Source organism: Bacillota bacterium, assembly GCA_013178125.1.
GTDB lineage: Bacteria > Bacillota > SHA-98 > Ch115 > JABLXJ01 > JABLXL01.
The window spans coordinates 100,818-116,012 of the sequence record JABLXJ010000007.1 but is presented as its reverse complement, the minus strand read 5'-3'; the positions used below and the strand labels follow the sequence as shown (position 1 = coordinate 116,012).

Genomic DNA, 15,195 nt, shown 5'->3' with positions numbered 1-15,195 from the left:
CCCCAGCACGCCCATATCTAGCTCTTTATCTGGCCAGCTGGCCAGCTGACTAGCTGGCTATCTAGCACGCCGCCACCTTAGCGGCCATCCTGAGCCGAGGCCCGAGGATTCCCCTCAGGAACTGGCCTGTATACGACCCGCAGACCTGCGCAACCTCCTCCGGCGTCCCGCACGCCACAATCGTGCCGCCACGTTCGCCGCCCTCCGGCCCCAGGTCTATAATATAATCCGCCGTCTTTATCACGTCAAGATTGTGCTCGATGACGAGCACCGTATCCCCGGCGTCGACGAGCTTGCCGAGAACGCTCAGGAGCTTCTCGATATCCGCGAAGTGAAGCCCGGTCGTCGGCTCATCGAGGATATAAAGCGTGCGGCCGTTGCTCCGCCTGCTGAGCTCCGTGGCCAGCTTGACTCGCTGGGCCTCGCCGCCCGACAGAGTTGTCGCGGGCTGCCCAAGCTTGATATAGCCCAGCCCCACATCATAAAGGGTCTGGAGCTTGCGCCTGATCCGCGGGATGTTCTGGAAGAATTCCAAAGCATCTTCGACGCGCATGTCCAGAACATCCGCGATGCTCTTGCCCTTGTACCCCACCTCGAGGGTCTCCCGGTTATAGCGCTTCCCCTTGCAGACCTCACAGGGAACATAGACGTCCGGCAGGAAATGCATCTCGATCTTTATTATCCCATCGCCGCGGCACGCCTCGCAGCGCCCCCCCTTCACGTTGAAGCTAAAGCGCCCGGGCTTGTAGCCACGCACCTTAGCCTCCGGGGTTTGCGCGAAGGTCTCTCTTATATAATCGAATACGCCGGTATATGTGGCCGGGTTCGAACGCGGCGTGCGGCCTATCGGCGACTGGTCGATGTCAATGACCTTATCGAGGTTCTCAATCCCAAGAACGGCGTCATGAGCCCCTGCCTTCACGGCCGCCCCGTTCAGCTCGTGCGCCAGCCTCTTATACAGGATCTCATTCACGAGCGTGCTCTTCCCCGAGCCCGAGACCCCCGTAACACAAACGAACACCCCTAAGGGTATCTCCACGTCTATACTCTTCAGGTTGTGTTCACGCGCGCCTTTCACAACCAGCGACTTCCCGCTGGGCTTCCGGCGCACCTCGGGCACCTCGATGCGCCGCTCCCCGCTCAGGTACTGCCCTGTGATCGACGCCCTGCACGCCATTATATCCTCCATGCTGCCCGCCACCACCACGTACCCGCCGTGCTCCCCTGCGCCCGGGCCCATATCCACAATATAGTCAGCCGAGCGCATGGTCTCCTCATCATGCTCCACCACGATGACCGTGTTTCCCAGGTCCCGCAGCTCGAGCAGGGTATTGATAAGGCGCCTGTTATCCCGCTGGTGGAGACCTATGCTGGGCTCATCCAGGATATACAGCACCCCGACGAGGCTCGATCCTATCTGGGTAGCGAGCCGGATCCTCTGCGCCTCGCCACCCGCCAACGTCCCCGCCGTCCTATCGAGCGTCAGGTAATCCAGCCCGACATTCACCAGGAACCCGAGCCTCTGCCTTATCTCCTTCAAAATCTGGTGCGCTATTATCCTTTCACGCTCAGTTAGCTGGAGGTTCTCAAAGAACTCCCTTGCCTCAGCTATGGAAAACCGCGTCACGTCGACTATAGATTTCCCCGCAATGGTAACCGCCAGGCTCTCAGGCTTGAGCCTCGCCCCGTTGCATACCGGGCACGGCCTCGTGCTCATGAACTGCTCTATTTCCTCGCGGGCAAAGTCCGTCTGCGCCTCCCGGTACTTTCTCTCCAGGTAGGGAATGACCCCCTCATAGGTCGTCTCGTACCACCGGAGACGGCCTTCGAGATTATGGTACTGGAACCTGAACCTCCTGGCGCCCGCGCCATTCAACAGGATATCCCTTTCCTCAGGGCGAAGCTCACCGATGGGCACAGTCATGTCTATGCCGAAATCCCGGCATACCGCCTCGACCCTTTCCTTGTAGAAATCGCTCCGCGTTCCCGCCCAAGAAGCCCTCCAGGGCACGATCCCGCCATCCCTGATGGGTCTATCCAAGTCCAGGGCGAGCTCGGGGTCGATCTCCCACTTGCTGCCCAGGCCCGCACATGCCGGGCACGCACCATATGGGCTATTAAAAGAGAACATCCTCGGGGCGAGCTCGTCAAAGCTGATGCCGCATTCCGGGCATGCGAATTTTTCGCTGAAGACGAGGTCTTCTGGAGCCCCTGTTCCTGCCCCAGCCCCAGCCCCTGCTCCCGCAGATGCCCCCGGTGACGGGCCTCTGGTTTCCCCTACGAGGTTTATGATCACGACCCCGTCCCCGAGCTTCATGGCGGTCTCGACGGAGTCCGCGAGCCTCTTGCGGATGTCCGGCCTTACTACCAGCCGGTCCACAACCACCTCTATTGTATGGATCTTGTAGCGCTCCAGGTTTATCTCCTCGGTTACCTCGTGAACCTCGCCGTTCACGCGGACCCTCACAAAACCCTGTCTCCGGATGTCTTCAAGGACCTTGCGGTGCTCGCCCTTCTTTCCCTTTATGATGGGCGCGAGCACCTGGAGCCTGGTGCCCTCGCCAAGCGCCAGCACCTTATCGACCACTTGCTCGACCGTCTGCTGCGTTATGGGCCGGCCGCACTTGTAGCAGTGGGGCTTACCTATGCGCGCAAACAAGAGGCGGAGGTAATCATATATCTCCGTCACAGTTCCCACGGTTGACCGGGGATTCCGGCTGCCGCTCTTCTGATCTATGGAGATCGCTGGCGAGAGCCCTTCGATATAATCAACGTCCGGCTTGTCCATCTGGCCGAGGAATTGCCGGGCGTAGGCGGAGAGGGACTCCACGTAACGTCTCTGGCCCTCGGCATAAATCGTATCGAAGGCCAGGGAAGACTTGCCTGACCCGCTGAGCCCCGTGATGACGACGAGCTTGTCCCTGGGTATCTCCAAATCTATATTCTTCAAGTTGTGCTGCCGCGCACCCCTGACAATTATCATTTCCTTGCTCAACTTCGACCCCTCCGGTCACGAGGCGAACCTGCGTCTGAGCTCCCTTATCCTGTCCCGCAGCTCAGCAGCCCGCTCAAACTCCAGCGCCTCCGCAGCCCGCCGCATATCCTTCTCGAGGCCGCGGATCATATGCGCAATCTCCTTCTCCGTCATGCCATCCAGCTCTGCCTCGATATCGCCGTCGCCGGCCGCCCCATAGGCCCCATGCTGCTCGGCCACGGCGACAGCAGCCGCCCTGCCCTTCTGGCCCTTCTGATAAGCTGCACCAGCCGGCACGCCTGGCGCGCCCGGTGCGCCCTCCTCCACGCCACGGCTCGCCTGGAGAATATCCTTTACAGCCTTCCTGATCGTCTCCGGCGTGATGCCGTGCTGCCTATTATATTCAAGCTGGATCGCCCGGCGCCTGTTAGTTTCATCTATGGCCCTCCGCATGGATCCTGTGATCACATCGGCATACATAATGACCTTGCCCCCGGCATTCCTGGCGGCGCGACCGATGGTCTGAATGAGCGAGGTCTCCGACCGCAGGTAGCCTTCCTTATCCGCATCCAGTATGGCGACGAGCGAAACCTCGGGGAGGTCGAGGCCCTCCCGTAAGAGGTTTATGCCCACCAGCACATCGAATTTGCCCAATCGCAAGTCCCTCAGTATCTCCACCCTGTCCAGGGTCTCGATCTCCGAGTGCAGGTAGCGGACCTTGAGGCCAAGCTCGGCGAGGTATTCGGTCAGGTCCTCCGCCATCTTCTTGGTCAGGGTTGTTACGAGCACGCGCTCGCTCCTGTCCACCCGCTTCCTTATCTCACCCACAAGGTCATCCACCTGGCCCTTCGTCGGCCTGACGCTGATCTCTGGATCCACAAGGCCCGTCGGCCGGATGATCTGCTCGACGACCTGGCTGCTCCGTTTCAATTCATATTCCCCGGGGGTTGCAGAGACGAAAATAACCTGGTTTATCTTCCTCTCGAATTCCTCGAACCTCAAAGGCCGGTTGTCAAACGCCGACGGGAGCCTGAAGCCGTACTCAACGAGGCTCTCCTTCCGCGACCTGTCGCCCGCGTACATCCCGTGAATCTGCGGGATGGTCACATGCGACTCGTCTATAAACATGAGGAAATCATCGGGGAAGTAGTCCAACAAGGTAGCCGGCGGCTCACCGGGCTTGCGCCCCGTCAGGTGACGGGAATAATTCTCAATGCCCTGGCAATAGCCCACCTCCCGCAGCATCTCCAGATCGTATCTGGTCCTGCCCTCGAGCCTCTGGGCTTCAAGCAGCTTCCCCTGGGAGCGAAGCACGGCCAATCTCTCCTCCAGCTCCCCCTCTATGGACTCGAGCGCCCTCTTGAGCTTGTCCTCTGTTGTGATGAAATGGCTCGCGGGGAATATCGTGACCGCATCCCGCTGGCTCAAAACCTCCCCCGTCAAAACATCCACTTCGAGTATCCGTTCGATCTCATCGCCAAAGAACTCGATTCGGATCGCGTCCTCGCCGTACGCGGGGATGATCTCCACAACGTCGCCTCGCACCCTGAAAGTCCCGCGGACGAATCCGATATCATTTCGCGAGTACTGGATCCCCACGAGCTTGCGCAGGATGTCGTCCCGGTCGCGAACCTCACCCCTGCGGACCAAGACCGTGAGGTCCTGGTAATCCTCGGGCGAGCCGAGGCCGTATATGCACGAAACGCTAGCAACGATTATGACATCCCGCCTCTCAAGCAGGGCGCTCGTGGCCGCGTGCCTCAGCCGGTCGATTTCGTCGTTGATCGACGCGTCCTTCTCAATATACGTGTCGGTATGAGGAATATACGCCTCGGGCTGGTAATAGTCATAATAGCTCACGAAGTATTCTACGGCATTTCCCGGGAAAAACTCCTTGAATTCGCTACAGAGCTGGGCTGCGAGGGTCTTGTTATGGGCGATAACCAGAGTCGGTTTTTGAAGATTCTGGATGACACCCGCCATCGTGAATGTCTTTCCAGACCCCGTGACGCCTAGAAGGGTCTGGAAACGGCAACCCTCCATAAAGCCCCGCGACAATCGCTCGATAGCCTTCGGCTGGTCCCCCTTGGGTTTAAAATCCGACTTGAGTCTGAAAGCGCCGCCCATGCCCATGGCCCATACCCCCTGCCTGTCCGCGCTCGACCCTATCGAAGCACATCGGAATCTCACGTCACTAATTATACCACAAATCTGGTGCTGCAAATCCGATGAAATCTCAATGTACCAGCTCCGATACATGGACCAGCCGCAAGCCCGCCCCTTCAAGCTCTGGGATCATCTCGCGCAGGGTCTGGATCGTCGTGGGTCTAAGGTGGCCTATACATATCGCAGAGCCGTGCCTCAGTGCGAGCCGCTCAATGAACCTTATCTGCCCCTCTATGGACACAGGATCAGCCTGATTATCGATGAACCCATCATTAACAGCAAGGCGGATGGCCGGCGCAGCGCCCGACCGCCCCGGCATCACCTCAACCGCCCTCTCCGCGTTGACCTCACGGGCTGCCTCTACCGCGACCGAGCCTGGCGCCGTGCGGCTATCTATAAAGAATAGCCTCCTATCAGCCAGAACGGAAAGAACATCCCGCATCACCCTGATATCCGCTGTTGCCCGCGAGCCCATGTGGTTATTGGCCCCAACCGCCCCGGACACCCTTCCTAGATTATCCAGCACCAGCCTGCGTATCTCCTCGTCCGTCATGTCGCACCTTATAGCATAGGGACCGGGATTTGCAGCTCCATTCAGCGGCTCCATCGGAAGGTGCAGGAGGACCTCAAGCCCTCCCACCCTTGCCCGCCTGGCGCTCTCCGCTGCGAATGGGGCATGGGGCAGCACGGCTACGCTCATGGGCCGCCCAAGCTTGATAAGCCTTCCGAGCTCGCCGAGATTGTACCCCACGTCATCGATGATGATCGCTAACCTGGCAGCTTCGCGGGCACCCTCCCGGGTAGGCCGCTCCGGGGCGCCCTCGAGGCGCACGCTCAGGCTCATAACCCTTATGGGAACCGTCATAGCGAACACCCTCCCCCGGATGCCTATATCCATCTCAAAACCTATACCTGCCCTGGCCTCATCTAGAACCCCGCGCCGGATATCCATGATCACCCCGCCGGAGCGCAAAACTGCATCAACCACCTGCCGCTCCACCCGGACCAGTGCCGGGATTCCGGCAGCCCCGGCCCCGGTTCCGGCCCCGGCCGCCCTGCCCATAGCGCCGATCGCGATCCTCACCTCGGAGAAACGCCCCCTCACAACCACGCCCGGGATTATCGACATCTCCTGCGACCACGTCTTCTGGGCCAACCCCGTCCCAGTCGCGGCAACCACGGCATCCACCGCAGACTCGATTACCCGGTGGCATGCCCCGGTGAAATCCATGATATGCCCTTTTCCTATCTGTCCTTTCTCTAATTCTCCGGGTCCATGTTCAAAGCATCCATTGAAAATGGTTTCAAGGAACCCACGTCCAAAGGCTATCTCGCCAAACGACCGGCAACCGAAGCGAGGATTAGCGAGGTAAGAATAGATACGCGCAGGGTAAGACCGGAAAGGCCGATAAAACCGGTAAAAATAGAAAGGGGCTAGCAAGAAAATTGCCACCCCGACCCCCAGGCCAATCATAACAGCTATCTTGTTGCCCCTGAAGATTCTCTCGTAGTTAAAGCGCACAACCACACATCCATAATGACATATTACACATGACACTGCACGTGATACACTACATGATGCTCTACCAGCCCTGCCCTCTTATTTTATTCATCATCCGCCCCGAAAATGACCGCCGCGATCGCTTCGAAAATGACCACGATGACCCAGATGCGGATTGCGGATCACCTGCGCCCCCGCCCCCGAAGCCAGCGCAAAAACCGCTTGAGGGGCGTCATGTGATCAAGGTCGATATAAAACTGCTCACCCGGCTCAGGCACGGATATTATCCCCAGCACTTCAATACTGCCGAGCATCGTCTTCGTAAAGGGCCTTGTCCGCCCACCACCCGGCCCCGGTTCTGGGCTTACACCCTCTATATACAGGTGGGGAGGCTCGGACTGGAGAATGCGCATCAGGTCCGACTTGCTATTGGTCTCCTCTCCATTCACGCTCAGGATGATATCCCCCGTTTTCAACCCAACTCGGTCGGACGCGGACCCCGGCACCACGTCCAGGATCTTGAGGCCCTTCTCAGGCTTGACAAAGAGGGGATGCCCGTGGAATTCCATCCGCCTCCCAATATTTATGACCGCCTCGTGCCCGAGCGGGGAAAAAAGCGCCGCCACAAGCTTCAAGAAACCATATTTCGCAGACGCCACCGCCAGGCCCAGCAACACAACACTGAAAACCATCAGGTGCTTCGCCGTGGCCTTGCTCCGGTCGAGGGGCATCCGAGTCAGCGCGACGTCGCTGTATCCGAGGGCCGCAGGGATGGCGAACATCAGGTAGATAAGCTCTTTACCCGGCGGCGGGGTTATTCCCGGCTTTATCAGAGGCCACCAGTCGGGCATATGTATAGCATTCCGGAACAATTCCTGGAACCGGGCTGCGTCCGGCATCATAACCATCATGGCGATTATCGGTATTGGCCAGAACTTCTGGAGGCTGAACCCTCCAAGAAGCCTGCCTCTCATATCCTTCACAAACACCGGGACGGCGCTCTCGTGGCCGCTCACCCAGATCAATATGCTCTCCGCCATGTGCAATACGGCTATCAGGCTCATGAGCTCTGGGATGGAGACATCCGGGAAGCCGAAAATCAAGTTGCTCAGGGCAACAAGCCCGCCCGCATATGAGAAACACAAGAACCTGGGCTCGATAAGCATGAGAAAGAGCGCCAGCGGCCAGATATACGCAAGCCCGGCGCCATTTATGGTCACGCCTATAAAGATGAAGATGAAGCTCCCGATAATACCCCCGGCAAACCCGTATAATGCCGCACCCGCGGTGAGCTTCATCGGGGAAGCTGCAGCGCTCCCCAGCATCCTCTCCCTTATGTGATTGATCCTGGCGTACTGGGCGGAGATCAACACCACGACAACCCAGAACATCGGGTTCAAGACGATCGTCGGGATGATCATCAGCATCGAGAATATTATCTTCCCAAAGGGGAACATCAAATCACCCTGCTTTCTCCGCAGGCTTCTCCCCGATCTTAACCTTGAGCATGTCTTTCATGATTTCAACCGCCTTATCCAGCTGCACGTCCGTCTTGGCGTCCTCCGGCAGCTTGACCACAATGTCCGGCTCAATGCCCTTATGGTTTATGGACCGCCCTGCAGAGGTCAGATACCGGTGCGTCGTGATGGAGACAGCCGACCCGTCGCTCAAGGGGAAAATCGTCTGGACCAGGCCCTTGCCGAAGGTCTTGACTCCGACGAGCTTCGCCGCCTTCATATCCTGCAGCGCCCCGCTCAATATCTCTGAGGCGCTGGCCGTCGCCTCGTTGATGAGAACAACCATCGGCACTTTGAAGTGCCTGCCCGGGCCGGCCGAGAGCGTATGCCGGCTCCCGTCCCTTCCAACTATATGCACGATGGGGTCCCCGGATGATAGGAATTTCCCGGCTATGTCCACCGCGAGGTCGAGCTCTCCACCCGTGTTATACCTCAGATCGAGGATCAAACCGCGCATGCCCTCATTCTGCAGTTTTACGAGCGCGTCCTCAAACCTCGCGCTGGTGTCGTCCCCAAAGAAGGTGGCGAGGTATATATACCCTATCTTGCCCTGCTTATCTAGCATTTTGCTCTCCACCTGAGGGACCTTTATGGTATCCCGGATTATCTTTACATCAAAGGTCTTGCCACCTCGCTCGATCCCGAGGATGACCTCCGTGCCTTTCGGTCCCCGCATGAGGCTGACCGCGTAATCCTGGGCCATGTCCTTGGTGGGCTTCCCGTTGATTGTAGTAATATGATCGCCGGGCTTGAGGCCCGCGCGCTCACCCGGCGTGCCCTCGATCGGGGCTATGATCGTGAGGCGATCGTCCTTCATCCCGATGGAGATACCGATGCCATCAAAGGACGCCTTCATGTTCTCCTGCATTTCCTTGTATGCCTTGGGATCCATGTAACGCGTATAAGGGTCCTTGAGCGTGGCGAGCATGTCAGCGATCGATCCTTTTTCGATATATGCATTCACGAGGTCCGTGGAGTTGACTTCTTTATAATAGTATGTTTTCAAAAGGAATACAGTCTCCAACACCTGGCGTGATATCTTCACGCCATCCCGGTTTTGGGTCCCGGCTGCATCCTGAGCCCTGGGCGCGCCGACCACAAGGACAACCAGGGACCCCAGCAGCGCCACTGACAACAACATTATAACGAGCCAGCGCCGCACGGCCCCTGCTTTTCGGAAACTCATGATATCAACCCTTCCTCTGCATCAATGCCCCATATATCCCGTAATATCCCTGTTCCCACCCCGATACCCTGATACTACGTCGTTTATCAGTAGCCTATCCATCCTCAGGCTATCATCACGGCAACAAGGTAAGCGGGTCGATCGGCGTGCCGTTCTTGCGCACCTCGAAATGCAGGTGCGGGCCTGTCGAGAGGCCGGTTGACCCCACCTCAGATATCTTCTGGCCCCGGACAACAACCTGGCCGCCGCTCACCATAAGAGCGGAATTATGCCCGTAGAGCGTGGATATCCCCCCGCCGTGGTCGATTATCACCGTCTTGCCGTAGCCGCTAATCCACCCGCTGTATATCACAACGCCGTCCGCCGGCGCAACCACGGGCGTGCCCGTTGGACATGCGATATCAAGCCCCGAGTGAAACCGTCTGGTCCCCAGGATGGGATGCACCCTCAGGCCAAAGCCCGATGTTATGCGCCCTTGCACAGGCCAGGCCAACTTCCCCTTGGGAGGCGCAATCCCCTTTCCCGATCTCATCTGCTTCTCCTGCAGCTCCCTGATGATGCGTTCGAGCTGCCTGGACATCTGCTCGAATTCATCGAGGGCCTCCTCATATTGCCTCCTCTGACTCTGAATCCGGCTGAGGATAGCCTCCCTTTCCCTGGCCCGCTGTTCCACCCGCGCCACCTGGACCCTGGTCTCCCCGCGCAGCGATTCCAGGTTTGCCTGTTTGCGTTCGAGGCTGGCCTTTCTGGCCGCAACAGCTGCCTTTTCAGCTTCCACGGCCTTGATCTCGGCCTCCACCTCCCGAAACAGCTGGACATCTTGTTCGACGAAGCGGCTGACCAGCTCGTAGCGCGTCGTAAAGTCACCAAAATCCCCCGAGGATAATAATACCTCGAGGTAGTTCAACGGGCCATGCATATAGAGGGCACGCAGCCTTTTCCCAAATCTCGACAGCCTCGCATTGAGGAGCCTGGTCTTCGCCTCGAGCTCCTGTTCGGCCCGGGCCAGGTCCATCCTGGCCGTCCCTATATCGCGCTCCACGGATGCAATCTGTTGTTCGAGGCTGCGCAGCCTGGCCCTCATGCTGTCAAGCTGCTGCTCCGCGGTCTCGAGCTCCGCAAGCACGCCCTTCTCCTGCTTCTTTATCCTCAATATCTGACGGCGTGTCGACCTTATCTTATCCCTGACATCATCAAGCTCGTTTCTCTTTGCATCCAGGCTCGTGGCGGCAATCGCAGCAGTCACCCAGGCAAAGGTCAACATCGTAAGGCAGACAGAGAGAATCCAGACAACCGGTGGAAACCTGCACGATCTATACATCTACTAGCGGCACCACCTTCCCCAGCCAGCTCGAACTCGCCTACAAGCTCGCCAAACTCGCCCGCAAGCTGACCTGTGAGCTAACCTGAAAGCTGGCCTGGCTCAAGCCCTGAGATATCTTCGAAGGAAGATCACACTTGCAGCGGCCCCCATCACGGCGCCACCCCCGAGAAGACCCACGCATAGCTGTTTCAGCGCAACCTCGCTCGCTATGATGGGGATGAAAGGGAGTGCGTTCATGAAACGCCTCACTGCATAGCCATAGAGAAAATATAGCAGTACGGCGGATACGCCGGCGCCAATCAGGCCGACAAGCATCCCTTCCAGCAAAAATGGCCAGCGGATAAACCAATCCGTGGCGCCAACCAGCTTCATGATCTCCACCTCGCGCCGGCGGGCTATGAGCGTTAACCTTATCGTATTACCTATAATCATTATGATTGCGCCAATAAATATGATCGATAGTGCCAGGGTGATCACCCATACAGCCCTTATAAGGGCAAAAAGCCTTTCGACCAGCCCGTGCCCGTAATTCACGGACTCCACGCCCGGGAGCCTGGCTATCCGACTCGCGAGGACCTTCACGGACTCCGGCTTGACCACCTTGATGCTGAACGCATCAGGGAGCGGATTGAGATCCACGGCTGTGAGGATACCCCCGTCATCCCCCAGTTGTTCCCTGAGTCTCTTTAATCCCTCCTCCTTGCTGATGAAATCGATCGTCTTGATCCCGCCAAGGGACTTGATCCTCGCCTCCAGGGTATCTCTGTCCCTGTCGCTCGTCCCGTCCTTAAGGAATACCCGTATCTCGATCCTCGAGGTGAGGGTATCGGTTAAATGATTCAGGTTCAAGATGATGAGGAAGAACGCCCCGAGGATGAAAAGGGACGCGGCGATGGTCCCGAGCGAGATCAGGCTGACATTTCTTCTTATGCTCCGCAAGGCCTCTGACCAGAAATAGCAGAATGTCCTAAACCTCACGTCCGTAGACTCCTTCAGACTCGTCCCTCACGATCTTCCCCTTGTCGATCTCTACCACTCGCTTTTTCATGCGGTCGACGATGAGCTTGTTATGAGTGGCCATGATCACAGTCGTTCCGCGCTCGTTTATCCTCGAGAGAAGCTCCATTATCCCCCAGGACGTATCAAAATCCAGGTTGCCCGTTGGTTCATCCGCCAGGAGGACTGTCGGGGAATTCACGATCGCCCGGGCGATCGAGACGCGTTGTTGTTCGCCGCCGGATAGCTGGTGTGGCAGCTCATTGGCCCTATCCGCGAGCCCAACCACATCCAGGACAGCCGGGACCCTCTTTCGAATCTCGCGCCCGGGGGCATCCGTCACCTGTAGGGCGAAGGCTATATTATCGTAAACCGTCTTGTTGGGCAGCAACTTGAAATCCTGGAATACGGTGCCGATGGTTCTTCTCAAATAAGGGACCTCGCATGGTTTCAAGCGCACCACATTCTTACCATTGACGATGACCTGGCCTGACGTGGGCAAGACGTGGCGGATGATCATATTCATGAACGTGGTCTTGCCAGCACCGCTCGGCCCAACGAGAAATACGAACTCACCACGTCCGATCCTGAGGTCGACGCCCGCCAGGGCGACGACCCCATTGGAATAGACCTTTGATACGCTGTGCAGTCGTATCACATATCATCACTCCGATATCGCCACATCTCCAACATCTCTAGCATCTCCAGCATCTCCAACGCCACCCTGGTGCCGCCGCCACGATCGCCCGCCTACAGACCACCATCCGCGATCACTGCCTCCGCGACCGGCGGGAGCGTGATGGGGCCGGCGCGGCCTTGCGCGCGATCGCCCTCTTCGCAGCCTCGACTATATTCCCGCTCGTCAGCCCATAATGCTCCAGGAGTTCAGCGGGTTTGCCGGACTGCCCGAAGACATCCTTAATCCCCACCATCTCCACCGGCACAGGCATCGTCGAGACAACAACCTCGGCAACCGCGCTCCCGAGGCCGCCCATGATGTTATGCTCCTCGGCCGTAACGATCGCGCCCGTCTCCTTCGCCGCAGCCTCTATAGCTTCGCGGTCGACCGGCTTGATGGTGTGCAAGTTCAAGACACGGGCGGAGATTCCATCCCTCGCAAGCTCATCCGAGGCCTCGAGGGCCGGGGCCACCATGACCCCGCAGGCGATTATGGTGACATCATTACCCTCGCGCAGGGTTACAGCCTTGCCCATCTCAAACTGGTAATCCTCATCGAAGATGACGGGAACCTCCTCGCGCCCCATGCGGAGGTAGACGGGGCCGTGATACTCGGCTGCGGCGAAAACCGCCTTTTGCGTCTCTACAGCATCGGCCGGCACTATCACCGTCATGTTTGGAATCGCCCTCATCAGGGCTATATCCTCGACCGACTGGTGAGACGCGCCGTCCTCCCCTACAGTTACGCCGGCGTGAGTTGCGCCTATCTTCACATTGAGCTTCGTATACCCGATCTCCTGCCTCACCTGGTCGAAAACCCTACCGGCAGCGAATACAGCAAACGTGCTGGCAAAGGGTATCTTCCCGGCTGCAGCGAGGCCTGCCGCCGTGCCGATCATATCCTGCTCCGCGATCCCCATCTCGAAGAACCTTTCAGGGAACGCCTTCATGAAGTCTCCCGACTTGGTGGACTTGGCTAGGTCGGCGTCGAGGACCACAACGTTGGGGTTGACCTTCCCGAGCTCGACCAGGGCCTTGCCATACGCGGTGCGCGTCGCCACCTTCTTGACCTCTTTAACCTCGCCTTTGACCTCGCCGGCCTCAGCCATTTACAACGCCTCCTCCATCTACGATCCTCTCGCCCAGCTCCACCAGGGCCTTGTAAACCTGGTCCCGGCTGGGTGCCTTGCCGTGCCAGTCGACCCCACCCTCCATAAAGGCTACTCCCTTGCCCTTGACTGTCTTTGCCACAGCCACGGTCGGCTTGCCCCTTATCTGTTTGGCTTCATCTATCGCGGCCATGATCTGGCGGATATTATGACCATCAATACCCATGACATGCCACCCGAAAGCGCGCCACTTCTCACCAACCGCCTTCAGGGATTTTACATCCTCGATGCTGCCATCTATCTGAAGGCCATTGTAATCCACAAAGGCCATGAGATTATCCAGCCTCCGGTGGACGGAGGTCATGGCAGCCTCCCATACCTGCCCCTCCTCGAGCTCGCCGTCCCCCAGCAGGACATAGATCCTGGTATCCTTTTTGTCGAGTTTAGCAGCAATGGCCATGCCGTTCGCGGCTGACAACCCCTGTCCAAGTGAACCTGTGGAGATTTCGATGCCAGGGGTCTTCTTCATATCAGGGTGTCCCTGCAAACGGCTTCCCAATTTCCGCAGCGTCAGGAGCTCCTCCACAGGAAAGTACCCAGCCTCGGCGAGAGCAGCGTAGAGCGCAGGGGCTGCATGGCCCTTTGACATGACAAACTTGTCTCTGTCCTCCCAGTCTGGCCGCTTGGGATCTATCCGCATTGCGTGGAAATAGAGCACCGCCAGGATATCCGCACAGGACAGGGACCCCCCGGGGTGACCCGACCCCGCCTCGCCGATGGCCCTGATTATATCGACCCGGATCCTCCTCGCTTTTTCTTCGATCATAGCGATAAGTGAATCATCATAAGTGGCCACGGAATCGCCTCCTCCTAGCTATTTCTATATCTTAGTCTTATCTAGTTCTTATCTAATTTCTTATCTAGTTCTCAACATCTCATCTAGTTTCCAACCTCAGCCTTATCTAGAGTTTTGTCTAGCCTTCGACCCCGGGCTTCAAGCCTCAAGCTCTCCTTCAATCTCTCTCCTTCAATCTCTCGCCCTCAATCGTGTCCCCTTAACCGTGCTAATAGCACAGCGTAAACAAACCTGGGGAGGGCGAACATTCTCCTGGCCCTCCTGGGCTGGGTCACCAGCCGGTAGAGCCACTCGAGGCCCATCCTGCCGATCCAGTCCGGGGCCCGCGCAACCACGCCGGCGAGCACGTCGAGGCTACCACCGACGCCCATGCATACCCTCACCCCCGAGGACAGGAGGGCCGCCTTGTGCTCCGCGATCCATTTCTCCTGCTTCGGCGCACCGAGGGCTACGAAAAGGTAGGTAGCGCCGCTCCTTTTCACCGCATCCACAATAGCATGGGACTCATCCTCGGCGAAATATCCATGGTGGGTCCCGGCCATGCGCAGCCCGGGGTAGCGCGCACGGAGCGCCTCCCCGGCCATATCGGCTATGCCGGGCTTGCCGCCGAGGAGAAAAACCGATTCGCCCCTCTCCGCCGCAAGCCCGGCAATCCCGAGCATCAGGTCATAGCCCGCTACACGGGCCAGGAGCCTGCGCCCGAGCACCTTTGCAGCCCATACGACGCCCGCGCCATCCGGCACCACCATATCGGCCGCCCGCACAACGGCGCCAAAATCCGCATCATGCGTGGCAAGCACCGCCATCTCGGCATTCAGCGTCACGACCTGGTGAGCCCCGCCGGCGGCCACCATATCGCGAACCCTCAGGAGGGCCGCATTCATATCG

At 58.4% G+C, this 15,195-nt stretch carries 11 protein-coding genes; all 11 read right to left on the bottom strand.

What is annotated here, in order from left to right; all coding sequences use genetic code 11:
* Positions 1-61: 61 nt before the first annotated feature.
* Entirely contained in the window at positions 62-2,983 is a 2,922-nt protein-coding gene (gene uvrA, locus HPY71_08070) for an excinuclease ABC subunit UvrA (GenBank protein NPV53466.1), read from the bottom strand.
* A 27-nt stretch (positions 2,984-3,010) separates the two neighbouring features.
* A complete protein-coding gene (uvrB, locus tag HPY71_08065) occupies positions 3,011-5,101 on the bottom strand; it encodes an excinuclease ABC subunit UvrB (protein ID NPV53465.1) in 2,091 nt (696 codons plus the stop codon).
* A 109-nt stretch (positions 5,102-5,210) separates the two neighbouring features.
* Positions 5,211-6,662, bottom strand: a complete 1,452-nt coding sequence (locus tag HPY71_08060) for a divergent polysaccharide deacetylase family protein (GenBank protein NPV53464.1) — start codon at positions 6,660-6,662, stop codon at positions 5,211-5,213.
* A gap of 161 nt (positions 6,663-6,823) precedes the next feature.
* Positions 6,824-8,068, bottom strand: a complete 1,245-nt coding sequence (locus tag HPY71_08055) for a PDZ domain-containing protein (protein ID NPV53463.1) — start codon at positions 8,066-8,068, stop codon at positions 6,824-6,826.
* A 34-nt stretch (positions 8,069-8,102) separates the two neighbouring features.
* The gene (locus tag HPY71_08050; protein NPV53462.1) at positions 8,103-9,344 is read right to left on the bottom strand and encodes a S41 family peptidase; all 1,242 of its coding nucleotides are present in this window, start codon (positions 9,342-9,344) and stop codon (positions 8,103-8,105) included.
* 115 nt (positions 9,345-9,459) lie between these two features.
* A complete protein-coding gene (locus tag HPY71_08045; GenBank protein NPV53461.1) occupies positions 9,460-10,665 on the bottom strand; it encodes a peptidoglycan DD-metalloendopeptidase family protein in 1,206 nt (401 codons plus the stop codon).
* A gap of 102 nt (positions 10,666-10,767) precedes the next feature.
* A complete protein-coding gene (locus HPY71_08040) occupies positions 10,768-11,646 on the bottom strand; it encodes an ABC transporter permease (GenBank protein NPV53460.1) in 879 nt (292 codons plus the stop codon).
* Positions 11,636-12,322 carry a cell division ATP-binding protein FtsE gene (ftsE, locus tag HPY71_08035; GenBank protein NPV53459.1) on the bottom strand — a complete coding sequence of 229 codons (687 nt, stop codon included), beginning with the start codon at positions 12,320-12,322 and terminating at the stop codon, positions 11,636-11,638. The genes HPY71_08040 and ftsE overlap by 11 nt, the downstream gene beginning before the upstream one ends.
* 112 nt (positions 12,323-12,434) lie before the next feature.
* Positions 12,435-13,451 (bottom strand): transketolase family protein, encoded by a 1,017-nt coding sequence (locus tag HPY71_08030; protein NPV53458.1) that lies wholly within the window; start codon positions 13,449-13,451, stop codon positions 12,435-12,437.
* Positions 13,444-14,277 carry a transketolase gene (locus HPY71_08025; GenBank protein ID NPV53457.1) on the bottom strand — a complete coding sequence of 278 codons (834 nt, stop codon included), beginning with the start codon at positions 14,275-14,277 and terminating at the stop codon, positions 13,444-13,446. Before HPY71_08025 ends, HPY71_08030 begins: the two co-directional genes overlap by 8 nt.
* Positions 14,278-14,492: 215 nt before the next feature.
* Complete coding sequence (locus tag HPY71_08020) at positions 14,493-15,191, bottom strand: WecB/TagA/CpsF family glycosyltransferase (protein ID NPV53456.1); 699 nt, start codon at positions 15,189-15,191, stop codon at positions 14,493-14,495.
* Positions 15,192-15,195: the final 4 nt, after the last annotated feature.

Bases quoted from the DNA above. Each gene is read 5' to 3' on its own strand.
- uvrA (NPV53466.1), bottom strand. From the start codon at position 2,983: ATGATAATTGTCAGGGGTGCGCGGCAGCACAACTTGAAGAATATAGAT.
- uvrB (NPV53465.1), bottom strand. From the start codon at position 5,101: ATGGGCGGCGCTTTCAGACTCAAGTCGGATTTTAAACCCAAGGGGGAC.
- HPY71_08055 (NPV53463.1), bottom strand. From the start codon at position 8,068: ATGCTGATGATCATCCCGACGATCGTCTTGAACCCGATGTTCTGGGTT.
- HPY71_08050 (NPV53462.1), bottom strand. From the start codon at position 9,344: ATGAGTTTCCGAAAAGCAGGGGCCGTGCGGCGCTGGCTCGTTATAATG.
- HPY71_08045 (NPV53461.1), bottom strand. From the start codon at position 10,665: ATGTATAGATCGTGCAGGTTTCCACCGGTTGTCTGGATTCTCTCTGTC.
- HPY71_08030 (NPV53458.1), bottom strand. From the start codon at position 13,451: ATGGCTGAGGCCGGCGAGGTCAAAGGCGAGGTTAAAGAGGTCAAGAAG.
- HPY71_08025 (NPV53457.1), bottom strand. From the start codon at position 14,277: ATGATCGAAGAAAAAGCGAGGAGGATCCGGGTCGATATAATCAGGGCC.
- HPY71_08020 (NPV53456.1), bottom strand. From the start codon at position 15,191: ATGAATGCGGCCCTCCTGAGGGTTCGCGATATGGTGGCCGCCGGCGGG.